The sequence below is a fragment of the Saccharibacillus sacchari DSM 19268 genome (assembly GCF_000585395.1).
In the GTDB taxonomy this organism is placed as follows: domain Bacteria; phylum Bacillota; class Bacilli; order Paenibacillales; family Paenibacillaceae; genus Saccharibacillus; species Saccharibacillus sacchari.
The window spans coordinates 5,536,808-5,562,271 of record NZ_KK073875.1 but is presented as its reverse complement, the minus strand read 5'-3'; the positions used below and the strand labels follow the sequence as shown (position 1 = coordinate 5,562,271).

The window sequence follows — 25,464 nt, the reverse complement described above, 5'->3', positions numbered from 1 at the left end:
GTTCTTTTTAGCGGGGAGAGGAAGCGGGCATGAGCAAGGAAGAAGAACACGTGAAGACGAGAATCGTGAAAGCGGCCAAAAAACTGATGGCGCAAAAAGGTTTCGAGTCCACGACGGTACGGGAGATCTGCGCGGAAGCCGATGCCAACCTGTCGCTGGTGTCTTATTATTACGGCGGCAAGGAGCATGTATTCGAAGCGGTATTGGAGACCTTTATCCCGATTATTGAAGCAAGCGAAATATTGGGAAAACGCGATCTCGATCCGGTCGAAGGCGTGTGCACGCTGGTGCGGGAGATCGTGTTGTTTCGCGGTTCGGATTCGGGAATTTCGCGCATCGTCCATCAGGAAATGGTTCGTCAAACGCCGCGCACGGTACTTGTTCAAAAGCATATCATGCCTGCTTGGAAGCTCATTCGCGGGTTTCTTGAGGAAGGACGAAACCGCGGAGAGTTTCATTTCCGCTCGCTCGACATGACGATGGTTCAACTGCTCGGGTGCGTATTGTTCGGAGACAATCAAAGCGGCTTGGTTCCGATCATCGTCGAAGAATTCCCGGATACGGACAATCAAGTCGCGGACGTGCTGGCTTTTGTGCTCGGCGGCATCGGTTATCGGGGGGAAGCGCGCTTTGCTTGCGATCCGATCATGCCGGAGCTGATACGACGCGCGAAAGAGGGGCAGGAAGAAGACTCATGATCACTTCGGAAACGCCGTCCCAAGTCCTTGACTTCGAAGGCGGCTTCGGACTGTTGCTGTTGATCGGCGCGGCAGCGCTGCTGCTGATTCTTATCGTCTGGCGTCTGATCGTTCTGCGCAAACGCCGAATCCGCAAGCAGCTCGATCCGCGCCGAATTACGATCAAGGACATCGACGGCATGCTCGACGGATCGGACTTCGAACGTTATCTGCATCGCCTGTTCACCGAACTCGGTTACGAGGATGTGTATAAAACGAACACCAGCGGCGACTTCGGCGCTGACCTGATTTTCGCCGACCGCTACGGCGAACGCACCGTGCTTCAAGCCAAACGCTACTCCCCGAGCAATCCGGTAGGCTTATCCGCCGTCCAGGAAGTCTACGGTTCCATGCGTGTCTACGGCGCCCAGCGCGCAATCGTTCTGACCTCCGGCCGATACACCGCAGCCTGCCGCAAACTCGCCGCCTACAACGGCGTCGTTCTGCTGGACCGCGAGGATTTGGAACAGATCATGGACTACTTCAAAAGCAAACAACTCGAAGCCGCCATGGAAACCATTGAACGCGAAGCGGAAGAAGCACCGAAACAATTGCAAACGTAACAGTTGTAAAACCCCGATTCCGCCGACCAGCGAATATCGGGGATTTTTGCATGGAGCAAGATTTTTTCAGGGAAAGTGCCTGTCTGTCCCGCGAATATTCCTGTGTCTGAAGCGGCCCCCAAATACCCAATTCGCACTCTAACGGAACGAGCCGACGCTTAAAGCCCCTTTTTGAGCTTTTGAATATTCTAACGGATTCAGATGACGCTTAGAACGAAATTCGGCTTGATTTTGGTAGGAAAACCAGCAAAATGAACGCCTAACGGTAATACGATCTACGATCCGTTAAAATCGCAGCAGGGGTTGATTCGGGCTTCTAAAGGACATAGAATCCGTTAGCCCAGCCCACAGAATCTTCATTTTCGATTCTCCTCTCTAATCACCTTGCTGTATTCCAAGCCATCCCATGCTTCGTTGCTTTTCTTTTTCTCTTCTTCTCTTCCCCTTCCCCAAAAAAGTTCCCTTTTGGAAATCAGGAATTCGATTCGAACAGCGGAAGCTCTAGAACCTTGTCAACACTAAAGGTAAAGTTATGCCCGCCGGAAACCCACCTAAAGCGCGTGGGTTTCCGGCGAACCTAATCCTATGATTAAGAGTTGATAAGGTACTAGCGAATTTCTCCCGCAGCGCCCCCAGCTTCCCCCCGAATAGGACTTACAGTGTTTCCCGAGAGGAAACTTTCCCCTCTTTTTCTGCCATTGACAAATTCACCTCAGGAAATTATTTTATACATAAGCATAAGTTTTGCCTTGGGTAAAAAATTTTAGTTGAAGAAAAGATAAGGGAGGATCAATCGTGACAAAAACAAAAGGAATCCGAAAATGGGGAATGGCCCTCATCGTAACCGCCCTTGCCCTCTGGCTGGCAGGCTGCGCAACGGGTGAAAATGCCAATAACGCGAGTACCGCGAATGCCGCAGGAAATAACGAAGGCAAACTTAACGTCGTTACCACCATCGCCCAAATTGCAGAGCCAATCTCGGTCATCGGCGGCGATCGGGTTAACGTACAGAGCTTGATGGGACCGGGCGTTGATCCGCATTTGTATCAAGCGACGCAAGGCGATATCGCCAAGCTCGAAAGCGGCGACGTTATTTTATACAGCGGACTGCATTTGGAAGCCAATATGCTGCGCGTATTCGAAGAAATCGGCAAAACCAAACCGGTAGCCGCGATCGGCGAAGCGGTTCCGAAGAAAGAACTGTTGGTCGATGAAGAAGGCGCAACCGATCCGCATATCTGGTTCGATATCGAGCTGTGGAAGCAGGCGCTAAGCGCAGGCGTGGAAGAGCTCAAAAAAGCTTCGCCGGAAAACGCCGACTACTTCGAAACCAACAAAACCGCTTATTTCGAACAATTGGACGCGCTCAAAACGGACGCCCAGTCCAAGCTCTCGCAAATCCCGCAAGAAAAGCGCGTGCTCATTACCGCCCACGACGCATTCGGCTACTTCGGCCGCATGAACGGGGTTGATGTCGTCGGGCTGCAAGGTTTGAGCACGGAAGATGAAGTCGGTCTGTCGGACATCGATAACACGGTAGACTTGTTGGTCGATTACCAAGTACCCGCCGTCTTTGTCGAAAGCAGCATCAATCCGGCGTCAATCAACGCGGTTATCGAAGGCGCGAAAAAACGCGGTCTCGACGTCAAAGTCGGCGGCGAGCTGTTCTCCGACGCGATGGGCGATACCGGAACGCCGGAAGGCACCTATATCGGCATGTACCGACACAACGCCGACACGATCTATAACGCACTAAGCGCCGAAGGGAAGTGAGCGCATGACATCGGTACTGCAAGTAGAGGGATTATCGGCTTCGTATCGGAAAAACAAAGTGCTGGATAACGCGACATTTACCGTTAAGCCCGGTACGTTGACTGCAATCGTCGGTCCTAACGGCGCAGGCAAATCGACGCTGCTCAAAACGATATTGGAGTTGCATCCGAGTCTGGAAGGCAGCGTGTCTTTTTTCGGCGCTCCTTACGTCAAAGTCAAATCTCGCGTCGGCTACGTTCCTCAGCGCGGTTCGGTCGATTGGGATTTTCCGACCGATGCGCTCGACGTTGTGCTGATGGGCTTGTACGGCCGGATCGGCTGGCTGCGTCGTCCGGGCAAAAAACATCGCGAACAAGCTATGCAGGCGCTGCGGGAAATGGGCATGGAAGAGTACGCCTCCCGGCAAATCAGCCAGTTGTCCGGCGGGCAGCAGCAGCGGGTCTTTCTCGCTCGCGCGCTCGTGATGGACGCCGATCTATACTTGCTCGACGAGCCGCTCGCCGGGGTAGACGCCGCAACGGAAAAAGCGATTATGGCGACGCTCGACCTGCTCAAAAGCCGCGGCAAAACGGTACTCGTCGTGCATCATGATCTGCAAACGGTCGAAGACTATTTTGATCATGTGCTGCTGCTGAACCGGACAGTAATCGCTCATGGGCCGACGGCGGAGACCTTTACGGAAAGCCAGGTACATCGGGCTTACGGCGGCACGTTGCGCTGGAAAGGAGTGGCTTCCGGATGATGATCGCCGGACTTTCGCATAACGCGCAGTGGGTACTGCTCGGCACGCTGATTCTCGGTACGGCGGCGGGAATCATCGGCTGCTTCGCCTATTGGAAAAGACAAAGCCTAATGAGCGACGCGCTGTCGCACGCTTCTCTGCCCGGCGTCATTATCGGCTTCGCGCTGGTCGGCTCAAAAAATCTTCCGGTCATGCTGGCGGGCGCGGCAGCCGGGGCATTGCTCGGCGCGCTGCTGATCCATTGGATACGCTCGTCGAGCCGGATCAAGGAAGACGCCGCGATGGGCATTGTATTGTCGGTCTTTTTCGGCTTCGGGATCATGCTGCTCACAATGGTCAACCGTATGGCGGGAGCGGCGCAAAGCGGTTTGGACAGTTTTATTTTCGGCCAAGCCGCTTCGATGGTGCAGCGCGACGTCTGGTTAATGTCAGGGCTTGCGTTGCTGGTGCTGATTGTATCCATCGTGGCTTTTAAGGAATGGAAGCTTTTTTTATTCGACTCCGCGTTTGCCAAAGGTCTGGGTCTGTCCGGGCGCTTGATGAACGCGCTGTACATGTTCTGTCTGGTGCTGGTGATCGTGGTCGGCATTCAGGCGGTCGGCGTTATCTTGATGGCGGCGCTGCTCATTACCCCGGCGGTCAGTGCGCGGTATTGGACGGACTCGTTCGGACGCATGGTGATCTTGTCGGCGGTATTCGGCGGCGTATCCGGCGCTGTGGGAACGGTGCTTAGCGCATACGGAAGCGGCTGGCCGACCGGACCTTTTATCGTATTGTCGGCAGCGGCATTATTCGTGATTTCGCTGGCGTTCGGAGCCCGCAAAGGCATTGTGATCCAAGCCGTGCAACAACATCGTTTGCGTAAAGAGTTAATGAAGCCGAAACATGAGCGTCGCGCGGCGGAAGGAGGGAACGCGATATGAGTTACGCCGGATGGATTTTGCTTACGGCTTCGCTCGTCGGCGTCTCGTGCGGCTTGGTCGGCACGCTGCTGATTCTGCGCCGGATGGCGATGATGGCCGACGCGATCAGCCATACCGTGCTGCTCGGCATCGTGACCGCGTTCCTCGTCACGCGCGAGCTGAGCGGCATCCATATGCTGATCGGTTCGGTCGCGGCCGGACTGTTGACGACGCTGCTCGTGCAATGGCTGCATTCGCTGGGCGTGCAGCAGGAAGCGTCGATCGGCGTCGTGTTCACCTCGTTTTTCGCACTGGGCGTGGTATTGATCTCGACTCAAGCCGGCAACGCGCATCTCGATATTCAGCATACGCTAATGGGTGAAATCACGTTTATTCCTTGGGAAAAATCGACGCTTCCGCTGCTCGGCGAAGTGCCTGAGGCCGTGGTCACCTTGTCGATCGTGCTGATTATCGTGCTGATTGCCATTATCGCTTTTTATAAAGAATGGAAAATCACCTCGTTCGATCCGGCGTTGGCGCTCAGCCTGGGCATTCCCGCCGGATTGATGCACTACGCGTTTATGGGACTGGTCTCGATCACGACGGTGGCTTCGTTCGACGCGGTCGGCGCGATCATGGTCGTGGCGATGCTGATCACGCCTGCGGCCTCCGCTTATCTGTGGACCGATCGGCTGGCGGTCATGATGGCGCTAAGCGGAGCGTTCGGTATCTTGTCAGCGGTATTTGGCTACTACATCGCGTTATGGCTGGATACCTCAATCTCCGGTTCGATGGCGTTTGCGACAGGTGTAGTATTTATGTTCAGCTTTATCGTTTCGCCCAAACACGGAATTTTGGCAAAACGACTTCGGCCGACGACCAGTTCGATCTAAGGGAGGGAGCAGATGACGACACGCGGAATGGAAGATCATTTGAAGCAGATCTATAGGCTGTCCGAAGCGCAGGGGTATACGCGGGTGACGGACGTTGCCGAAGCCTTGTCCATCAATCCGTCTGCTGCTTCCAAGATGGCGCGTCGATTAGCGGAAGCCGGACATATCGAATATGAAAAATACGGCTGGATCTTCCTGACCCCGCAAGGCGAACAGGCCGGGGAACAGTTGCAGGAAAGAAAACAAACGCTAGAACGTTTTTTGAGCCGGATCGGCGTGCCCGAGCAGCGCGTGGAGACAGAGAGTGCAAATCTGGAGCATCATTTCAGTTGGGAAACGATCGTTTTGATTCGGGAATTTGTCGAGCAAACTGAAGAAAATAACAAAGAGTAGCAGTTTGTACAAGGGGATAGCAGGATATAAAAAAGCGGCGATCGGATAAATCCGACGTTCGCTTTTTTTGTGTTCACAATTTAGACATATTATTTTAAGCCTTGACTAAACTTCGCTTAAGCCTCGCTTATGTTTTTCGGCCTATAGTAAGAGCAGTTTGAACATCCGCTTAAGGCCATATTTTGCTTCAATACGGCGATTCGGCAATTCGTTGCATGATGGATGCGAACGCGTGCGATCGTCGTGTTGACGCATGTCTGGCGGATGTACATATGAATGAAGAAGGGATGAAGACGCGTGCTCGAAGTGAAGCAGGTGAGCAAGACATACGATGGCGGACGCGGCGTGCGGCAGATCGACTTTTCGATGCAGCGCGGCGAGATCGTCGGATTTCTCGGGCCGAACGGCGCGGGGAAAACGACGACCATGCGCATGATTACCGGGTATTTGTATCCGACGGAAGGCATTATCACGGTAGACGGATTGTCGGTGCACGATGAAGCGAGGAAAGCGCGTTCCAAGATCGGGTATCTGCCGGAAACGCCGCCGCTCTATCCCGACCTGACGGTCGATTCGTATCTGAAATTCGTAGCGAAGCTGCGCGGCGTACCGGCACGGGAGCAAAAGCTTCGCGTTGCGGAGATGGTATCGCGACTGGGATTGAACGGGCGCGAACGGCAGTCGGTTCGACATTTGTCCAAAGGCTACAAGCAGCGTCTCGGGCTGGCGCAGGCGATCATCCATAAGCCGGATCTGCTCGTGCTCGACGAGCCGACATCCGGTCTGGACCCGAACCAGATCATCGAAATCCGCAGTCTGATTCGGGAGTTGGGCGAAAATCATACGGTGCTGCTCAGCACGCATATTTTGCAGGAAGTGGGAGCTTTATGCGATCGGGTGTTGATTATCAACCGGGGCGAGCTGGTGATGGACGGAGCGCCGGACGAGATCGGGGCCCGGATGGAGAATCGCTTTGCCGTGACGCTTGAAGTAAGCGGCGAACGCGAGCGCGTGGAGACGGTGCTCGGCCGATGGGCGGAAGCGCGCGGCATTACGGCTGAAATTCGGATGGAAACGCTGGAAGCGGACGGGAATCCGGCGCTCTCCCCGGCGGTCGACGGATCGGACACGGACAGCTCGGCTGCAAGCACGGAAGCACCGGAGCATGATCGCGTTTCCGAAAAGGGGGAGTCGAAAGCGTCGTCCGATGATCCGGAAATTCCGACGCTTGAACAGACGGGTCTTGAAAGCACGGAGAGTCTTGCTTTATCCGATACCCGAATGTCCGGCACTGTCCGCGCCCTGTTGACCGCAAGCGACCAACAGGATTTCCGCGTCGAATTGTTCCGTTTGCTGGCCGATACGGATTTGCCGATTTTGGAGCTGCACAAAGAGAATCTGACGCTGGAAGACGTGTTCTTGAAACTGACGTCCGAACCGACTGCGGCAGCAGAGGATTCTATATTGGCCGACAAGCCGGCTTCCCTCGATCGTTCCGATGACGCTGCTGCTTCGGAAACGGCGGATTCGTCCGGCGCCGAAATCGGAGGTGAACGGAAGTGAACCGCATTTTAGCCATTTCCGGCAAAGAGCTTCGGCTGTATTTTTTGGCCCCGACCTCGTATTTCGCCTTCGCGATCTATATCCTGATGTCCAGCTTCATGTTCTACGTCGACTTTGTCACGTATCAGCCGAGCATCATCGACTACCGATTGATTCTGGGCGATATGCTGTTCATGCTGCTGATCGTGATCCCCGTTCTTACGATGCGGCTGGTCTCCGAAGAATTTCGCCAAGGCACGGACGAGCTGCTGCTGACTTCCCCGGCGAGCGTGACGGAAGTCGTGCTGGGCAAATATTTGGCTTCGCTCGGCGTTCTGATGATGCTGCTGGTTTGCAATCTGGCCTATCCGGCCGTCATGTCGCTGTTCGGGAATCTGAATATGACGACGCTCTGGCTATCGGTGCTCGGGGTGTTTCTGATGGGCGCGTCCATGATGGCGATCGGCTTGTTCGCTTCATCGTTGTCCCAACATCAAATGGTGTCCGCCGTAGCGGGTTTTGTGTTGCTGCTATTGTTCTGGTTGGCAGGCTCGATGACTTCGCAAAACGAAACGTTGTCGGCGTGGATCGAGCCTTTTTCGCTGCCGGACCGCATTTCGAACCTGACCAAAGGCGTGATCAACGGCCCCGACGTGATCTTCTATGTCTCGCTCGCGGTGCTGTTCGTCGTGCTCAGCATTCAGGTGATCGAACGGAAACGGTGGAGGTAAATCATGAATAAAAAATCCAAACGCGTGTTGCACCATGCGAATACGCTCGTCGTGGCGCTGGCTTCGATCGGCTTGTTCGTGCTGTTGACTCTTTTCCTCACCAAAGCCTCCGGCTTCCAACTTGATCTTACGACGAACAAGCAGTACACGCTGTCCGATCAGACGACTACCGTGCTGGGCAAACTGCCGGATCATATCAAAGTCGAGGTATTCACGAACAACGATGCCGACGGCGAATTGGTCACCCGCGAGATTACCGATCTGGTCGGGGAGTATGCGAAAAAAAGCAGTAAGCTCGACGTGCATGCGTACAGCCTCGTGCAGCAGCCGGAGCTGGCGCGTCAGTACAATTTGTCTTCCAGCTCGATCGTGCTGACGTACGGCGAGAAGACGCAAACGATCGCGTTCCAGGAAATGTTCGGCTCGGGCGACAGCAGTTCGTACACCTTCCTCGGCGAGTCGAAGCTGACCGGCGCGCTCAATTCGTTAATTGCAACGGAGACGCATAAAGCCTATGTGCTGGCCGGACACGGCGAATTCCCGCTGTCGCGTCTGACGCAACTAACCGCAGGACTAAAAGCCGATAATACCGAGGTCGAGGAACTGCAATTGTACCAAGCCGGAGCGATTCCGGACGATGCGGACCTGCTGATGATCGTCGCGCCGGAAACCGATTTGAGCGACGAGGAGTTGAAGCTGATCGAGACGTATCTGGACGGCAAAGGCAAACTGTTCCTGTCGCTGGGCTTCAATCCGGACATGAAAAGCGATTGGAAAAATATCGATGCGCTGATGAAAAAGTACGGCGTGACCGACCAGCATGCGATCGCGGTGGACAAGACCAACACGCAGCTCTACGATCCGCTGACGGTCGTGCCGAGTTATGAAAATCATGCCATTACCGAAAAGCTGCGCGAAAGCAAAGTCTACCCGATGACCTATCTGTCCGTTGCGCTGAACGCGACCGCCGAAGCGCCGGAAGGCATGACCGTATCTCCGCTGCTCAGCACTTCCACCGAAAGCTACGGGGAAACGGATTTGGCTGGACTTTTGCAATCCACGAGCGAGTACGCGGAAGGCAAAGATTTGAACGGACCTCTGTATCTGGGTTACGCGGTAGACGATGCCGACGGGAATCCGAAAGTCGTGCTGCTCGGCACTTCCTTCTTCCTGACGGACGATCAGATCGCGGAGCAGGGGAACAAAGACTTCGCGCTCAACAGCATCAACTACCTGAGCGGCAACGTTAGCGACCTGACGATCCGGGCTCGCGAACAGCAGCAATACGAGACCGCCTATCTGACCGCGCCGCAGGCGCGCTATATCTTGATCGGCACGATGATCGTGTTCCCGCTGCTCTTCGTTCTGGCGGGCGTGCTGCTCTGGTGGAGACGGAGACGCGTATGAAAAAGTATATTCCGACTTTGATTCTCGTCTTGGTATTCGCCGGAGGTCTGGGCTACGCGCTGTCGCAAAACATTTTCGGCAAGGAAGAGGAAGCGCCTGCCGCCAAGTTAACGACGATCGACACTTCGAAGGTGGCCGGCATTCGTATCGCTAACGGCGACTTGACGTATCAGCTGGTGAAAAACGACGACGAATGGAGCTTTACCGAACCCGAAAAATATCCGATCAATCCATACGCCGTCGATTCTTGGCTGGAGACGCTGTCGGCGACCGAACAGGGCAGCGTCGTCGAGGAAGCGCCTGAAGACGTCAGCGGATACGGCCTTGACGTTGCGAAAAAAGGAATCACGTTGACGGAAGGTAACGGAACCGTCGTCACGATCGCGATCGGCGACAATCTTCCGACCGGAAACGCGAATTATGCGCGTATCGACGGCGGTTCGGTGGTACAGATCGATTCCAACGCGGTTTCTTCCCTGCTTCCCAGCATTACGACGCTTGTCGATACGACGCCGTTCGAGTGGGACGACGCCGATCTAAAGGAACTAACGTACAAGCGCGGCTCGGCGGCATGGACATTGTCCAACTCGTCTTCCGACGCCGCTTCTCCGGTCTGGACGCTGAACGGCCAGTCCATCGAAGCTAACGACGCCGCAACCGTATCCGGTTCGCTGAAATACATCGCAAGCGACCGCCTGCCCGTGAAAGCTTCGACCTTGGTTTCGGCAAAAGATGATTTCACCTTGAAGCTAATCACAACCGCAGACGGCAAAGAAACCGCGCAAACCTACACCGGCAAAAAAGATCCCGATATCGATACTTTGGTCTGGGTCATTCCGCAAGGCAGCGAATGGGCCTACGCCGTGAAGCAGGACGATTTGAAAACAGCCGAGACCCCTGCCGCCCGTGCTTCTTCCGCGATAAATGCGCTATGATGAGATATCAGGTAAATCGCCAGAAGAAGGAAGGAACGTCATGACCGAACTCGGCGTGCTCGCGTTTGCGATGTTGATCATTCTCGCCGCGAGCTTTATTCAAAGTTTGACCAGCTTCGGCTTTGCTTTGATCGCGTTGCCGCTGCTGAGTCTGTTTTTGCCTTTGCGTCAAGCGGTGCCGATCATCGTCATTTTCAGCCTGTTTGTGTGTCTGCTTGTTGCGATACCGAATCGCCGAGACATCAACGTCAAGCAAATATGGCTGTTGATTGCGGCCGGGGTGGTTGCGGCGCCGTTTGGCACGTATTTGCTGATTGCGGTCGAGGCTTACGTTTTGAAAACAGTCACGGGACTGCTGATTTCGTTGTTTGCCGCTCTCATGCTGTTTGGCAGATCGCTGCCGATCCGCAATGAACGAGTAGCGTTCTTGACTGCGGGACTGCTGAGCGGGTTGTTGAACGGAAGCATTTCGGTCAGCGGGCCGCCGCTGGCCTTGATCTTGTCCAATCAGGGAATGAGCAAGCAGGCGTTTCGTGCCAATCTTGCGCTGAACGGCGTCGTGCTTAATCTGGTCAGTATCGTATCGTTTGCGGCGGGCGGCTTATTGGATCGGGAAACGGGCAGCTTTTTGCTATGGACGATTCCGGCGATGTTCGTCGGAGCTTGGCTGGGAGCAAAAGCGGTTCACCGTTTTGACGAGCGCTTGTTCAAGCAGGTCTCGCTCTGGCTGATTCTCGTTTCGGGGCTTTGGACGGCCTTAAGCGGCTTGGGATGGGTCGGTTGAAAGACGTTGACGTTGTAAAAAAGGAGGAATCCCGCATGACGCAGGTGACGAAACGCGCACTCGCCGCATCGCTCAAAAAGGCTTGAGGAACCGTGCTCGGGGAGCTGTTGGTGAAATACGGGATTGTGTGAAGGCTTGAAGCGTCATTGAAAATGATAGCAAAGACCGATTTTGCGAAAGGGAGAATGAAGCCTTTGAGCAGAGTCGGTCTTTTTTGTCCAACGAAACTTCGATTGGGCGCGTCTATAAGACGTACGCCGCCGAAAGGAGGACGGAATTGAATCGTATTTTAAAAAGAAGGTTGGTCATCTTACTGGTCCTGGGATTTGTGTTTTTGATCATCATACAGTTCCCCGGCAGGGGCGAAGAAAAAAGCTATTTTATTGTGGACGGAAAGAAAGTTGAGCAGCTGCCTGCAATCGAATTAACTGAATCGAAGTCGAACTTAGATCGAGCGGTCTTGGAAGGCAATCAAATGATGTACGATACGCTGGATTCGCTGGAGCAAGGATCGGATGTCATCGTCGTAGGCACTCCGCTGCTTCCGTTCGAAGAGCGTGAACATCATGTTACTTCATACAATGACGGAATCATTCAAAGCTTCTATACCCATACCGAATTCAAAGTGGAAAAAGTAATTAAAAACGAAGGCCCGAGACCGGTAGGCCAAACGGTAGAGTTTATCGAACCGTTAGCGATCGTCGAAGAGAAAGGCGCGGAGCCGAAAATTTGGGCGATTAACGGTTATCATGAAGTGGAACCGAATAAGCGGTATATCGTATTTCTGGCGGATAACGGACGAGGGAAATACGGGATCATCAACAGCAATAGCGGAAAATTCAGTCCCGACTTGGAACAAGCCGAAGAGATCGAGCAGATCCAGCAGTATGAGCGGCCTTTGCATATTAAGCTAAGACAATCGGTATTCGCGAAGTATCCTTTATAGAAGGCATACAGCGATTTCAGAGTGTAAAAAAAGGAGGAGAACGATGGGCCGCACATTGAAAAGAGGACTTGGGATTTTATTGATCCTGGGTATCGTGTTTCTGATCAGCATGCAATTCGTGACCAGCACCAAATCGGGAACCTACCAGCAAATCGACGGGCAAACAGGCGAGGTGAAGATGCTGGATTCGGATGGAGTCGAGTAGCTGCCGGGTTGGCTTGTCCCCTATCAAACCGGCTTCCGGATCTTCGGAAACCGGTTTTTCCCCTTGCGAAGTTACTTCACGCCAAGCCGCATCCGGTAGCTGAACAACACTTCTTTTTCTTCTCCTGCAAAAAACATGTCGACCCGGCGTCCGAAGTCGTCTGCGGCGGCTTGCACATCTGCAGCGCCGCGCTTAATCGCTCCCTGGGTACCGCCTTGACTAAGCGCAATGCGGGTATATCGCTGCGCATCGCAAGTCTCCCGATTATGGAACACGATTTCGCGAGTGTATCGGAACCGACCGGAATCCCGGATCTGCCGCAAATGCTCGTCCTTCGGCCATTTGTGCGCTTGTTCGGTCTCGTGCGACAGCTCTTGAACCCGACGATCCGCGAGGGCGGACAACTGCTCATAAGCCGCTTCGACGTCCGCGTTCAACACCGGAGGCCAATCGCAATCGTAAGCCGCGAATACGCCGCCGGGACGCAGCACGCGCGCGAATTCGGACAACGTAGGCTGCGGATTCATCCAGTGGAACGACTGCGAACACGTGATCAGATCGGCCCAGCCGTCTTCAAGCTTCAAGTCGTCCGAAAAGCCTTCGCGGAACGTCAATTCTTCAGGGCTGCCCGCCGCGAGGCGTTTGGCTTCGGCAACTTGCCGCATATCGGTGCTCGGTTCGATCCCGATAATCTGCTTTGCACGGCCTAACCAAAGAAACGTGGAAAGTCCCGTGCCGCAGCCGACATCGGCTACATGGCGCGGCTTTCCTTCGAGATAAGTTTCCAAAAGACGAATAACCTCTTGCGGGGCCGCAGGACGGTTGCGGTCGTACAGCTCGCCGAACCCGGCAAACCGCTCCACGTTATTTTTACGGATATGTTCCAACATGTGCGTTCCGCTCCTTTTTTAATTGAATTAATTCGACGTTCGCATAGACTTTCTTTTCGATCCCTATTATCACATAATTTGTAACCGGGATCACCTTTCGCGGCAGAGCAGAAGTCGGATCCGGAATACGAAAAGAGGAAATACGGAAGAAACAGGGAAGAATAAGTGATGAGAAAGAATCATTCATTAAAAGAAGCTGAAACCTGTCGCGGAGGCACGTATGGTCGGAAGGCGAGGTCGAAAAGATGCTTATTTTTGTCATAGAGGGTGTAATCACGCTATTCGTGGTCGGGATGATCGTCGGCGTTCTTGGCGAACGGGTCAAGCATCCGATCTCGATCGCGGTCAACTTGTTCGTCATCGGGCTGTTTTTTACGCTGGGGTCGCTCATGAACGTCGAACTCGGTCGACCTTCGGGAAACGGAAATCTTGCCTGGTTTTTGGTGATCCCGCTCGCAGCGTTAGGTCTGGTGCTGCTATATCAATTATATGCGGCGCGCTTGCTCAGACGTTTTACGCCGCTAGCGCTCGCTTTCGTTTTGCTTGGGCTGTTTGCGCATCAAGCGGCGGGATTCGATCTTCAGCATGCGCGTTATCGCCATTTGCAGGAAAAGGCCGCGCTCATTAACCGTCAAACGACCGCGTCCCAAGGCGGATACCCGGTTTCTTTGAATTGGGAGTCCATGCATATGAACGGCCACTTTTTCCATCTCAATACGTATCTGTTGTTCGTCGGATGGATCGCGATCGTCGCGGTGGTCTGGCTGCTGGTCGAAACGCTGCTGCGTCGCAGGAAGGGAGAAGAGCCAAGTTGAAATACTTCGCCAAAATGAATGTGTTCGCGCTGCTTGCATGTATTCCGCTCGTTGTTTTCGCGCAGCTCGAAGTTAATGTGTACCGAATTTCAAGGGTCACGGGACTTGATCTCGACATCGTCGTCAAAGCGCCCTGGATTGCTTTTTTGATTGCGGCGGTATTGGGACTTATCCTGTTTCCTTTTTATATTCGCAAGCATCTCGGTCGACATAGCGCGGACGGATGGTTGTTGATTTTGTGGGTTCCGTACTTTTTCTTGTTTGCCGGAACAATCGGACGACTGCTGCCGGTGATGCATCCGGGCGAAGATCCGGGACCCGGAGCGGGTATGCTGCTGCTCATGGTTATGTTTTTTTATCCGATCTACGTGCTGATGACCTTGATGTTCGCGCAGTTTCGATGGGATTTCGGAGTCGAAGCAGATCAATAAGGAGGAGACTATGAATCCATACCGCCATATCCATATCTTCGGCGCATCCGGTTCGGGAGCCACGACGTTGGGCCGGGCACTGGGAGAGCGTTTGCCGCATTCCGTCTTGGACGGGGATGATTATTTCTGGGCGCATAAATTCGATGAGGTCAGACCGCTTGAAGAACGCGTGAAGCTGCTGGAGTCGGACCTCAAACGGCATGATTCCTGGATACTCAGCGGAGCGGTCTGCGGTTGGGGCGATGCGTTCAAGCCGGAATTCGATCTTGTCGTATTTCTGTACGTGCCCGAAGCGGAGCGGTTGAATCGATTGAAAGCTCGGGAATATCACCGCTATGGCGAACAGTCGCTGCCCGGAGGTCAAATGCACGAAGAGTCGATTGCTTTTCTGGACTGGGCGGCGCTGTATGACCATGCCGGGGAGGAAGTCCGCAGCTTGCAGCTTCACGAACGCTGGATGGAAGATTTGAAATGCCCCGTTTTGAAGATTGAAGGCGTACATAGCGTGGAAGAAAGGGTCGATTTGGTGCTGAGCAAGATGTTGTTATGAAACGAACGCGCAAACGAGAAGGCGAGAGGAGGCTGCCGGAATGTGGATTCCTTATGAGCAAAAGCGCGGTTATCCGCATGATTTTCGCGTGAGCTATCGATTTTTCCCGGCGGCTGAAGGAGGAAGAAAGACGTTGCCGGTTCAAGGCTACCGCTGCGATTTTTCCTATGCGGGAGACGATATTTCGCAGTCGGGCATTTATGCGATCTATCCCGAGTTCGAAGACGCGAACGGCGCGGTGCTGCTCGAAGCCGAATCTGGCGTTCCCGCTCAAGGTACGGCTCGAATGTGGGTCTTGTTTCCGGCCATGCGGCGAGAAGTTCATGCGAAGCGGATCTCGGCAGGCGTGCAAGGCTTTTTTATGGAAGGCCCGAGGCGCGTCGGAGCGGTGGAAGTGATCGAGGTAAACGGACTGCTGGAAAATGCGCAAAAGGTGAGCGATTGAGGATACATAGATGCCGAGTACGAGGAGGATATGATGAACACGCCGGATAAAAAATACTGGAACACCGCGTATGCCGACCTGCCTTTTCACGAAAATCATGACGGTTGGCTGGAAAAGTACGCCGCATGGCTCGATCCGCAAAAAGGCAAAATCGTCGATCTGGGCTGCGGGTTGGGGCATAACGCCAAAGCGCTGCATGCGCAAGGATTCGATGTGCTGGCCTGCGATTTGTCGGAAAAAGCGCTGGAGCAGCTTAGGCGGGAGGAGCCGGACATGAAGACGCTCCAGTTGGATATGGCGGACGGCCTGCCTTTTGCCAACGAGTCGCTGCAAGCCGTAGTGGCCGATTTGAGTCTGCATTATTTTTCGAGAAGCGCGACCTTGCGGATTATCGGCGATATTCATCGTGCGCTGCAACCGGGAGGCTTGCTGTTGTGCCGAGTGCATGCCGTGGCTGAACTTGCAGTAAAGCACGGGGCGGTGGCGACGCAAGACGATCCTTTTTTGTATCAAAGCGAAGGGATTTTGCGCCGCTTTTTTGATGAAAGCGAGCTGCGGCAATTTTTCTCGGATCAGGATTGGAAGACGTTGGAGCGGAGCGAACGAGCGATTGAACGATACGGGCGGCTTAAAAGCTTTTGGGAAGTGGGGCTGAAGAAGTTCTGAACAGGAGGTTTAACATGAAGAGGCAAATTCGCGACAGAAAAAATATAAGGTTGGGTCTGGTTTTGATTCTATTGGTGGGCAGTCTGGCTTTGAATCTTAGGTTGTTTACCGAACATCGGGAAGGAAAATTGGCTGTGGCAGACGGGATCAACCGGACGATGTCTATCGTTCAAAGCGCGGACTCGCAGCTTAACGCTGCGATTTATACGATCGAGGACGGAGCGGGCGCGCCGGAAAGTCTATACGCGATCGGCATTGTGCAAACGAGGCTGGCCGAGGCGAAAGGTTTGTTGCAGGGATTGGACCGGTATGCGTCTTTTGAAATGGTAAGGACGATCTATGCCTTCGAGTATTATCTATCCAATGAATTGGAAAATAAATGGATTGAAGGCGATGCGGCAGTCGATGCGTCCCGCGAACAGGTTCTGGCCGAGCTGCGCAGCATGAAACTGGATTTGTCGGCTTTGGCTGGCTTGGGTCAACAAACGAGTAAATCCGCTTACGACATGAATGAACTCTCCGAACAATGGAAGCTTACAATGGAGCAGCGCATTCAGGAAGACCCGGATACGTTCGTCCATAAAGAGTTGAAGTGACGTTCAATCCGGAGAGTCGGGCAGTACATCCAAAAACAGAGGGGAAGTACAAAAATGGACGATCGATCCGTTTACGGTTACGACCGCAGCAGACAGACTTACGCGCAGATGCCGGGGTATTGGGACTTTTTGAAATACCACTTGCTGCTGACGGCTTTACCTACAGTCATCGCATTGATTTTGCTGTACGGGCAGCTGTCTTATTTTGTCGTGATGATGATTTACGGATTCCAAACGATGGCCGGCGGGGGGAGCGAGATTACAGGCGAGCAGTGGGGGACCGTGCTGGTCGGGTTTTTCCAACTGCTTGCTTTCGGCGCCATTGCGGGAATTCTGATTCGGGTCGTGTCCGCGGGATTGTTTTTCCTTCCGACGTTGGCGCGCAGCGGAAGGTTGAACCTGGGGACGATCATGAGAACTGGGCTGCGCCACTTTTTCCCGACTTTGTTCGTCATGATTGCGGTAGGGCTGATCGTGGGCATCGCCAGTTCGATCCTGTCGTTTATCCCGATTGTTAATCTTGTGTCGACGCTGATCGTTTTTTACGTGCAGGCTTTGACGAGTATCTACTATGATTACTGGTTTTCTTACAACGAAGCCGCCGGGCGTCCGGTATACAGCGGGCCGACGGATCGGCTCAAAGCGCTGTACGGCAAAGACGGAACGTTCTGGCTGTACGCGCTCTTCCTGGCACTGTCGTATATCTTCCTCGCATCGGTGTTCGTCAAGCCGTTTATTCAGATGAAAATTACGGAACGCATGGGGATGTTGGAATCTTCGCGATCGAAAACGTAATCGGTAATGTCTTTGGAGCACGGACTGTGCAAAGGGAGAATTTCCCTTTGGGCAGTCCTTTTCGTTTAGCTGGAGGTGAACCGATTATTTGTGATACGATGTTGTAAACGTTACCAGATAACATGGCACGTCGACCGGTTCTCGCGAGGTTCAACGGATACGGTTATAGCGGTCGACGCATAGAGAAGGGGGCTCATGAATGGAACGGATTTGCAAAATTCTGATCGTGGACGACGAGGTATTGGTTCGTCAGGGCATCAAACATTATCTGGATTGGGAAGCGCACGGATTCCGAATCGTGGGCGAAGCGTCCAACGGACGTGAAGGGTTGGAAGCGATCGAGCGCCTTCAGCCTCATATCGTGCTCACCGATATCGTGATGCCGATTATGGAAGGCGAGGAGTTCACCCGCCTGATTAAAAAGAACCATCCGGGCATCGAGGTCGTCGTGCTCAGCAGTTACGGCGAGTTCGATTACGTGCGTTCGACTTTCCAAAACGGCGTTGCCGATTATATTTTAAAACCGAAGCTGGAAACCCAGGAGCTGCTGCGCGTTTTGCAAAATACGGCCAAACGGATTCCTTCTATCCGCTATACGGGCGAAGGGCTGGGCGAAGGACCGGACGCGGAAATGCTGCTGGAGAAGCTGGCGTCCGGTTACGAGGCCGACGAAGTCGCTCCGCCCGACGTGCTGGCGGAGCTGTTCCCGCACGAATCCTTCGTGCTGGTCGGACGGCTGCGCCCGGCCCGCCGCAAAACCGCCGGTGCTGCCGCAAGCACCGGCGAATCCGGGCAGCCGCTCGCGGAGCGGCTGCGGCAGGCGCTGACGCCGGACGCGCCTCTCGCGGCGCCGTACGGACCGGTGCGCGTGTACGCATTGCCTATAGCGGCCTCCGGCGCCGCGACCGGCAGCGAAGCCGCGCTGATCGGCCTGCAAGCCGGGTGCCGCGAAGCACTGGTCGCCGCGCTGCGGCGGCACGCGGAGTCCGAAGCGGAGTTCGCCGCTTCGCCGCCGGAAGACGGGTCGAACGATTCCGGCCGCGAAGAGAATTCGCGAGGAGAAGCCTCGCGCCCCGCATTCTGGGCGGCCGGCGAAGCTTTTGCTTCGCTGCGCGAATTAAGCGCTTCTTATCGCAATATGCGGGAGCTGTTGGAACTGCGGTTCTTTTTCCCGGACCGCGTTTTGATGCTGCCGGAAGAGCTGCCGCCTGCGAGCGAAGTTCTGCCTGCTTTTGATCTGCGCAGGTTTACGGAAGAGATCAAGCGCGAGCACTTTAACGAAGCGTTTCGCGATTTGCGGCAGTATGCGGCCAAGATGGCAGACGATCATCGTTCCACGGCCGTCGGGTTAAAATCGTTTCTGGGCAATATCGTCTTCAACCTGATCACGCTGCTCGGCAACATGGAGTATGACGCCTCCGATTTGGACGAAGCCAAATACGGTTTTTTCCGGGAGATCGAAGATGCGGAGGACGCGCCGTCCGCGGTGCGGCTGCTGGAGCATTTCATACGGCGCGCCGAGGCGAAGGTGGCCGAACGCACCGATCAGCCGGGCGGAGCCAACATGAAGAAGCTGCTCGCCTATATCGACGAACATTATGCCGAAGCGTTGAGCCTGACGGGCCTCGGCAAGCATTTTCATTTTAATCCGTCGTATCTGTCCAGCTACTTTACCGCGCACAACAAAGAAGGCTTCAGCGAATACTTGAACAAGATTCGAGTCGCGAAAGCGGAAGAATTGTTGCGGGACGGCGGATTGAGCATTTCCGAAATCAGCGGCCAGGTCGGTTATTCGGACCCCGGTTATTTTACCAAAGTATTCAAAAAGCAGACCGGCTTCTCGCCGAGTCAATACCGCAGACAGCATCCGGCAGGGCGCTAAGGAGGCACGTTCATGAAAGCATACTGGCGCCGATTCCATGCGCAGCAGCTATTCGTCAAGCTGTTCCTGGTCATGGTCGTCAGCACGGTGACCGTAAGCCTGGTCACTTCGCTCGTTACCATCCGCATGTCGGAGCGACTGTTCACCGAGACGTTCGGGATCACCAATTCCAAGGTGCTGAACCAAATTCGTACCGGCATGGAATCTTTTAATGACTCCGTAGTCAATGCTTCGGCTTATGCGGCGCAAAACGGCACGATCAAAACGTATTTGAGCGGAGGAGAATCGGATTCGACCCGTATGGCGGGGACGTATTTCGGGATGAACCAACAGATGAGAAGGGTGAAGTCCAACGTCGACGCGTACAGCGTCGGCGTAACGGCGGTCGGCGTGAACGGTCGGAACTATTCGACGGATCGCAATTACTGGCCCGTGCCCGAGGATCGGCTGATCGGCCATCCGCTGTCCCAGCGCACGGGGGCCGAGCCGAAGCGGTTGATTTATCAATACGACATGGAGCGCGGCGAAGACGGCAAAGCCGTTCCGTATATCGTCGCCTCCAAAGCTTTGATGGAGCGCACGACCGGTTTTATCTACGGGGATTTGTATATTTCGATTCGCGAAGACGAATTCCGGCGCTTCTACGGCAATTTCACGAGCGCGGGCAACGACGTCATCATATTGGATGCTTCCGGCCGGATCGTGTCCAGCAATCGCACCGAACAGATCGGGACCGTATCGACGCAGCTGTTGGAATACGCCGAGCCTTCCGCAGAGAACGAAGAGGTGGTCAGACGGAACGCCGACGTATTCGGTCGCAGTTCCATTTTGCTGTCCAGCTATATCCCGGAATACGACTTTTATCTGGTCAATTTGATCGATCGCGATTATGCCGCAGGCAAGATCGTCAATTTGCGCGATCTAGTGCTGGTCGGCGGCTTGATCGTCGGAGCGGCGCTGCTGCTCGTGTTCATTATTACGCGCCGCCAGACGCGCTCGCTGACCGTGCTCGTCCGCCAAATGTCGACGGTCACGGAAAAAGACTTCGGCAACTACGTTCGCGTGACCGAATCGGCAGGCTACGAAGTCCAGGAGCTGAGTCGGGCCTACAACTATATGTTGGACGAGCTGAATAACTACATCGCAAGGCTGCTGGAAACGCAAAAAGAACGGCGCAACGCGGAACTGGCGGCGCTGCAGCGGCAGATCAATCCGCACTTTTTGTACAATACGCTCGCTTCGATCAAAATCTTGGTGCAAAAAGGCGACAAGGAAGCGGCCGCGGAGACGATCAACGCGCTGATTTCTTTGCTGCAAAATACCATCAGCAACGTCAGCGAGACGATCACGATCGAGCAGGAATTGGAAAACATGCGCAACTACGTGTTCATCAACCATGCCCGTTACGGCGACCGGATTCGCGTCAACGTGTTCGCCGCGCCCGACTGCATGCACTATCGGGTACCGAAACTCATCATCCAACCGTTTATCGAAAATGCCTTTTTCCACGCGTTCAACGAGAAGCAAAACGGCATGATCTACGTGCTCGTTTCTCAAGCGGACGGCCAATTGGTCTGCGAAGTCAGCGACAACGGCGACGGCATGGAAGACGTGGGCGAGTGGAGCAAAGCGGAAGGCGGAACCTTGCTGCCGAACCGGAAAAGCAAACGGCAACTGTTCACGGGCATCGGCGTCCGCAACGTGCATAACCGGATCACGCTGCTGTACGGCGAAGAATACGGCGTGTCGATCGACAGCCGCAAAGGCGAGGGCACCAAAATCAAAATCACCCTTCCTCTGATCACGGAGGAATCATAAAAAAGAGAGCCTATGCTCTCTTCTACGTATTTGAGAAAGTCCAACGTAGCGAGAAGACGGAGAGAGAAATTCAGTGAAATACAGGATTTCGAAGAAAGCCTGCGGTAACATTCAGCGATATGTTGACGCCTTTGAACTTGGAAAACCCCTATCAAATTTAATTCTAGTTTTCCAAGTGAGACAGCGGATTGAACGAATTTCTTTCGCAGTCTTCTCGCTTCTCGCGCCGAAGCCACTTTCTCGACAGCCCGAAGAGAGCTTATGCTCTCTTTTTCTGATTTTGCGACATGATCATGAAACAAATCAGCAACAGAGCAAAACTTTAAATTTTACGTAAACCTAAATTTTTTACCGATGATAACGCTATCATTTTTAGGGACACACAATGATTTCCCTATTCCGTGCAAAGATATTCCTAACCGGACCCTGCTTTTCGATGCTAAGATTATTCTCGTAAAGCAACCGCTTACATCATCGATTTTCACAGATTAAGAGGGTCATATCACTATCACCTACGGGGAGATGAGAAAAAGATGAAAAATTGGAAAAAGATTTTGCTGCCTCTGGCGGCATCCGCATTGATGCTTTCGGCTTGCTCGGGCGGCGGAGGCGGCGACGCTACGACAGCTAGCAGCGGAGGAAGCGGCGACACGGAGAAAAAAGAAATCACCATTTGGGCTTGGGACCCGAACTTCAACATCGCGGCACTGAACCTGGCCAAAGAAAAATATGCGAAAGACCACCCGGACGTGACGATTAACATCGTCGAGAACGCGCAGGCGGACATCGTTCAAAAGCTGAACACCGGCCTGAACTCCGGCACGACAAAAGGTCTGCCTAACGTTGTCTTGATCGAAGACTACCGCGCGCAGAACTTCCTGCAATCGTATCCGGATGCTTTCCGCGATATGTCCGACAAGATCAAAGCCGAAGACTTCGCCGACTACAAAGCAGGCCCGACAAGCTTTGACGGCAAACAATACGGCATTCCGTTCGACTCCGGCGTAACCGGCTTCTATGTACGCACCGACTACCTGGAACAAGCCGGTTACACGGTTGAAGACGTAACGAACATCGATTGGGATCAATTCATCGAAATCGGTAAAAAAGTCAAAGAAGCAACAGGCAAAGCGATGCTGACACAAGATCCGAACGATCTCGGCACGCTGCGCGTGATGCTGCAATCGGCCGGTTCGTGGTACCTGAAAGAAGACGGCGTGACTCCGAACATCGCAGGCAACGCGGCTTTCAAAGAAGCGCTTGAAACCTACAAAGCAATGTTCGACGCAGACATCGTGAAGCTGAATTCCGACTGGAGCCAATTCGTGGCAGCATTCAACAGCGGCGACGTGGCTTCCGTTCCTACAGGCAACTGGATCACGCCTTCGGTCAAAGCCGAAGCTTCGCAATCCGGCAAATGGGCAGTCGTTCCGATTCCTCGCCTGAAAGACACGGCGAATTCCATCAACGCGTCCAACTCCGGCGGCAGCTCGTGGTACGTGATGAACGTCGACGGTCAAGAAGCGGCAGCCGACTTCATGGCAGCGACTTTCGGTTCGGATGCCGAACTGTATCAAGACTTGCTCAGCAAAATCGGCGTACTGGGCACGCTTAAAGCAGCTTCCGGCGGCGAAGCTTACGAGCAGCCTGACGAGTTCTTCGGCGGTCAAAAGATCTACTCCGACTTCGCGAAATGGACAACGGAAGTTCCTAAAGTCAACTTCGGTCTGCACACTTACGCAATCGAAGACATCCTGTCCGCGGAAGTTCAGAACTACCTGAACGGAAGCAAAGACGTGGACGCGGTCATGAACGATACGCAAGCACAGGCTGAAGCCCAACTGAAATAAGAAAGAACAGGCAGGCGTTAAGGAGAACGCGAACGCAACGCTTGAGCGCGATGCGCCGCGTCTCTCCCTTATCGGTTTCGGCGCCCGGCAGACTTTCGCTATTTCGTTCCCACCCCTTCGAGGACACGGAATTTTGCCGGGCCTTTCTTATCGGAACTTACTCTCATGCAATCCAAAGCAAGCGGCGAACTCCCGCCTGCGCGTTATGTATTCAAGCCGGGTTTGAATACATAACGCGAGCGCGGGGGCTTCTTCCGCCATATCTTGTTATGTCAACTTCAAGGAGGAATGCCGGATGAAGACCGCAAATACCGCAGCCGGTCCGGGCAAAAACAGCAATACGTTTCAATCAAGCCGCAGTCGTCGTTTCAAGAGCGGACTGGTCGGCTGGCTCTTCGTGGCCGCAGCCGTAATCCTGATCGCTGCCTTTTACTTCTATCCGATGATCCAGGCCTTGATCCTGTCGTTCCAGACGGGAACGGGTATCAATATGAAATTTAACGGCCTCGGTAACTACCAGCGGCTGTTTACGGATAAAATGTTCCTGACCGCCGTTACCAACACCTTTATCTATCTGCTGTTCCAAGTTCCGATCATGATCATCCTGGCGATGTTCTTCTCGGTACTGCTGAACGACCGGAATCTGAAGTTCAAAGGATTTTTCCGGACCGCGATCTTCCTGCCGGCGATCACGTCGCTCGTTGCGTACTCGATCGTCTTCAAGTACCTGTTCGCGCCGGACGGTCTGGTCAACTCCATGCTGATGAATATTCATATCATCAACGCGCCGATTCAGTGGATCTCCGATCCGTTCTGGGCGAAAGTCACGATCATTATCGCGATCACGTGGCGCTGGACGGGTTACAACATGATCTTCTATCTGTCGGGTCTGCAAAATATCGACCAGTCGATCTATGAAGCAGCCCGGATCGATGGTGCTTCGGCGATTCGCCAGTTCTTCAGCATTACGATTCCGTTGTTGAAACCGATCATCCTGTTCACGTCGATCACGTCCACGATCGGTACGCTCCAGTTGTTCGACGAAGTCATGAACATCACGAAGGGCGGTCCGGGTAACGCGACGACCACCATTTCGCAGTACATCTACAATCTGTCGTTCGAATATTCGGCCGACTTCGGCTATGCGGCAACCGTGTCGTATTCCATCGTAATCATGATTATTATTCTGTCGTTCATCCAATTCAAAGTGGCAGGTGATCGAAATGCTTAAGGCGAAAAGAGCCTCCATGTATCTGTTCCTCAGCCTCGCGGCGTTCGTGTCGATCTTCCCGTTCTTCTGGATGATCGTCAGCGCCACGAACAAATCGGTCGACGTTACGCAAGGGCGTCTGATTCCGGGTTCGCATCTGCTCGATAACCTGCGCAACTTGACCGCCAGCGTCGATATCTGGAATGCCATGGGCAACTCGGCCAAGATCTCGATCACGACGACGATTCTGGCGATGCTGATCGCGTCGCTGGCCGGTTACGGCTTCGAAATCTATCGCAGCAAAGCGAAAGACATCGTCTTCTCGATCCTGCTGCTGTCGATGATGATTCCGTTCGCAGCCTTGATGGTACCGCTGTACCGGATGTTCGGTAAAATCACGAATTTCTTCCCGACGTTCGGGATCGATACGCCTGCGGCGGTCGTCATCCCGACGTTCACCACGGCGTTCCTGATCTTCTTCTTCCGGCAAAGTACCAAGATGTTCCCGCGCGAACTGCTGGAAGCAGGCCGGATGGACGGATTGTCGGAGCTGGGATTGTTCTTCCGCATTTATCTGCCGACGATGAAAACGACGTACGCGGCAGCCGCGATCATCACGTTCATGTCGAGCTGGAACAACTACATGTGGCCGCTCGTTATTCTGCAATCGCCTGAGAACCAGACGATTCCGCTGTTGATCTCGAACCTGGGTTCGGGCTACGCGCCGGACTACGGCATGATTATGATGGCGATCGTCATCTCGACGGTTCCGACGGCACTGGTGTTCTTCTTGATGCAGAAGCACTTTGTTGCTGGAATGGTCGGGTCGGTAAAATAAAACTTTTAAAGTCGCGTCCCTTGGGAAATCATGGGCGGGCGTGCGGAGTGGAGTCGTTTCGGTCGCGTGTTGAAAATGGGAAACTTTGATTGAACTCTAATAAGGGGTTTTCCCATTTTCAAAGG

The 25,464-nt window shown here is 53.9% G+C and carries 27 protein-coding genes; 26 read left to right on the top strand and 1 reads right to left on the bottom strand.

Annotated elements, in window-relative coordinates; translation table 11 throughout:
* Positions 1-29: 29 nt before the first annotated feature.
* The 14 genes from SACSAC_RS24205 (at position 30) to SACSAC_RS28150 (ending at position 12,553) form a co-directional block, all read left to right on the top strand.
* Positions 30-698, top strand: a complete 669-nt coding sequence (locus SACSAC_RS24205; RefSeq protein WP_051507376.1) for a TetR family transcriptional regulator — start codon at positions 30-32, stop codon at positions 696-698.
* On the top strand, positions 695-1,300 hold the full coding sequence (locus tag SACSAC_RS24200) for a restriction endonuclease (protein ID WP_037291010.1): 606 nt from the start codon (positions 695-697) through the stop codon (positions 1,298-1,300). The genes SACSAC_RS24205 and SACSAC_RS24200 overlap by 4 nt, the downstream gene beginning before the upstream one ends.
* 828 nt (positions 1,301-2,128) lie before the next feature.
* The gene (locus SACSAC_RS24195; protein ID WP_037291009.1) at positions 2,129-3,073 is read left to right on the top strand and encodes a metal ABC transporter solute-binding protein, Zn/Mn family; all 945 of its coding nucleotides are present in this window, start codon (positions 2,129-2,131) and stop codon (positions 3,071-3,073) included.
* 4 nt (positions 3,074-3,077) lie between these two features.
* Positions 3,078-3,815, top strand: a complete 738-nt coding sequence (locus SACSAC_RS24190; RefSeq protein ID WP_037291008.1) for a metal ABC transporter ATP-binding protein — start codon at positions 3,078-3,080, stop codon at positions 3,813-3,815.
* Positions 3,812-4,738 carry a metal ABC transporter permease gene (locus SACSAC_RS24185; protein ID WP_037291007.1) on the top strand — a complete coding sequence of 309 codons (927 nt, stop codon included), beginning with the start codon at positions 3,812-3,814 and terminating at the stop codon, positions 4,736-4,738. The genes SACSAC_RS24190 and SACSAC_RS24185 overlap by 4 nt, the downstream gene beginning before the upstream one ends.
* Positions 4,735-5,610: a metal ABC transporter permease gene (locus tag SACSAC_RS24180; RefSeq protein ID WP_037291006.1), complete on the top strand. Its 876-nt coding sequence runs from the start codon at positions 4,735-4,737 to the stop codon at positions 5,608-5,610. Before SACSAC_RS24185 ends, SACSAC_RS24180 begins: the two co-directional genes overlap by 4 nt.
* Before the next feature lie 12 nt (positions 5,611-5,622).
* Positions 5,623-6,003: an iron dependent repressor, metal binding and dimerization domain protein gene (locus SACSAC_RS24175; protein ID WP_037291004.1), complete on the top strand. Its 381-nt coding sequence runs from the start codon at positions 5,623-5,625 to the stop codon at positions 6,001-6,003.
* 297 nt (positions 6,004-6,300) lie between these two features.
* Positions 6,301-7,566, top strand: coding sequence for an ABC transporter ATP-binding protein (locus tag SACSAC_RS24170; protein WP_037291002.1), 1,266 nt, complete (start codon positions 6,301-6,303; stop codon positions 7,564-7,566).
* Complete coding sequence (locus tag SACSAC_RS24165) at positions 7,563-8,276, top strand: ABC transporter permease (RefSeq protein WP_037291001.1); 714 nt, start codon at positions 7,563-7,565, stop codon at positions 8,274-8,276. Before SACSAC_RS24170 ends, SACSAC_RS24165 begins: the two co-directional genes overlap by 4 nt.
* Positions 8,277-8,279: 3 nt before the next feature.
* Entirely contained in the window at positions 8,280-9,683 is a 1,404-nt protein-coding gene (locus tag SACSAC_RS24160; protein ID WP_037291000.1) for a GldG family protein, read from the top strand.
* A complete protein-coding gene (locus SACSAC_RS24155; protein WP_037290998.1) occupies positions 9,680-10,618 on the top strand; it encodes a DUF4340 domain-containing protein in 939 nt (312 codons plus the stop codon). Before SACSAC_RS24160 ends, SACSAC_RS24155 begins: the two co-directional genes overlap by 4 nt.
* A 40-nt stretch (positions 10,619-10,658) precedes the next feature.
* Positions 10,659-11,402: a sulfite exporter TauE/SafE family protein gene (locus tag SACSAC_RS24150; RefSeq protein WP_051507375.1), complete on the top strand. Its 744-nt coding sequence runs from the start codon at positions 10,659-10,661 to the stop codon at positions 11,400-11,402.
* Between the two features lie 277 nt (positions 11,403-11,679).
* Entirely contained in the window at positions 11,680-12,348 is a 669-nt protein-coding gene (locus tag SACSAC_RS24145) for a hypothetical protein (RefSeq protein ID WP_037290997.1), read from the top strand.
* Positions 12,349-12,391: 43 nt separating this feature from the next.
* Complete coding sequence (locus SACSAC_RS28150) at positions 12,392-12,553, top strand: hypothetical protein (RefSeq protein WP_156951088.1); 162 nt, start codon at positions 12,392-12,394, stop codon at positions 12,551-12,553.
* Between the two features lie 71 nt (positions 12,554-12,624).
* On the opposite strand, the gene SACSAC_RS24140 is transcribed toward SACSAC_RS28150, so the two are convergent.
* The gene (locus SACSAC_RS24140) at positions 12,625-13,443 is read right to left on the bottom strand and encodes a class I SAM-dependent methyltransferase (protein WP_037290995.1); all 819 of its coding nucleotides are present in this window, start codon (positions 13,441-13,443) and stop codon (positions 12,625-12,627) included.
* Between the two features lie 245 nt (positions 13,444-13,688).
* Here SACSAC_RS24140 and SACSAC_RS24135 point away from each other — a divergent pair, with 245 nt between their 5' ends.
* From SACSAC_RS24135 to SACSAC_RS24080, 12 genes are all read left to right on the top strand, one after another.
* Positions 13,689-14,258 carry a hypothetical protein gene (locus tag SACSAC_RS24135; protein WP_037290994.1) on the top strand — a complete coding sequence of 190 codons (570 nt, stop codon included), beginning with the start codon at positions 13,689-13,691 and terminating at the stop codon, positions 14,256-14,258.
* A complete protein-coding gene (locus tag SACSAC_RS24130; RefSeq protein WP_037290993.1) occupies positions 14,255-14,689 on the top strand; it encodes a hypothetical protein in 435 nt (144 codons plus the stop codon). The genes SACSAC_RS24135 and SACSAC_RS24130 overlap by 4 nt, the downstream gene beginning before the upstream one ends.
* A gap of 10 nt (positions 14,690-14,699) precedes the next feature.
* Positions 14,700-15,239: an AAA family ATPase gene (locus SACSAC_RS24125; protein WP_037290992.1), complete on the top strand. Its 540-nt coding sequence runs from the start codon at positions 14,700-14,702 to the stop codon at positions 15,237-15,239.
* Between the two features lie 40 nt (positions 15,240-15,279).
* Positions 15,280-15,684 (top strand): hypothetical protein, encoded by a 405-nt coding sequence (locus SACSAC_RS24120; protein WP_037290991.1) that lies wholly within the window; start codon positions 15,280-15,282, stop codon positions 15,682-15,684.
* 30 nt (positions 15,685-15,714) lie between these two features.
* Positions 15,715-16,350, top strand: a complete 636-nt coding sequence (locus SACSAC_RS24115) for a class I SAM-dependent methyltransferase (protein WP_084778334.1) — start codon at positions 15,715-15,717, stop codon at positions 16,348-16,350.
* A gap of 14 nt (positions 16,351-16,364) precedes the next feature.
* Entirely contained in the window at positions 16,365-16,946 is a 582-nt protein-coding gene (locus SACSAC_RS24110) for a hypothetical protein (protein WP_037290988.1), read from the top strand.
* 54 nt (positions 16,947-17,000) lie between these two features.
* Positions 17,001-17,741: a hypothetical protein gene (locus SACSAC_RS24105; RefSeq protein ID WP_037290986.1), complete on the top strand. Its 741-nt coding sequence runs from the start codon at positions 17,001-17,003 to the stop codon at positions 17,739-17,741.
* A gap of 199 nt (positions 17,742-17,940) precedes the next feature.
* A complete protein-coding gene (locus SACSAC_RS24100; protein ID WP_037290985.1) occupies positions 17,941-19,623 on the top strand; it encodes a response regulator transcription factor in 1,683 nt (560 codons plus the stop codon).
* Positions 19,624-19,635: 12 nt separating this feature from the next.
* Entirely contained in the window at positions 19,636-21,441 is a 1,806-nt protein-coding gene (locus SACSAC_RS24095) for a sensor histidine kinase (protein WP_037290983.1), read from the top strand.
* Between the two features lie 533 nt (positions 21,442-21,974).
* Entirely contained in the window at positions 21,975-23,291 is a 1,317-nt protein-coding gene (locus tag SACSAC_RS24090) for an ABC transporter substrate-binding protein (protein WP_037290981.1), read from the top strand.
* 295 nt (positions 23,292-23,586) lie between these two features.
* Positions 23,587-24,522 carry a carbohydrate ABC transporter permease gene (locus SACSAC_RS24085; protein WP_037290980.1) on the top strand — a complete coding sequence of 312 codons (936 nt, stop codon included), beginning with the start codon at positions 23,587-23,589 and terminating at the stop codon, positions 24,520-24,522.
* Positions 24,515-25,339, top strand: coding sequence for a carbohydrate ABC transporter permease (locus SACSAC_RS24080; RefSeq protein ID WP_037290978.1), 825 nt, complete (start codon positions 24,515-24,517; stop codon positions 25,337-25,339). The genes SACSAC_RS24085 and SACSAC_RS24080 overlap by 8 nt, the downstream gene beginning before the upstream one ends.
* The last annotated feature ends 125 nt before the right edge of the window (positions 25,340-25,464 follow it).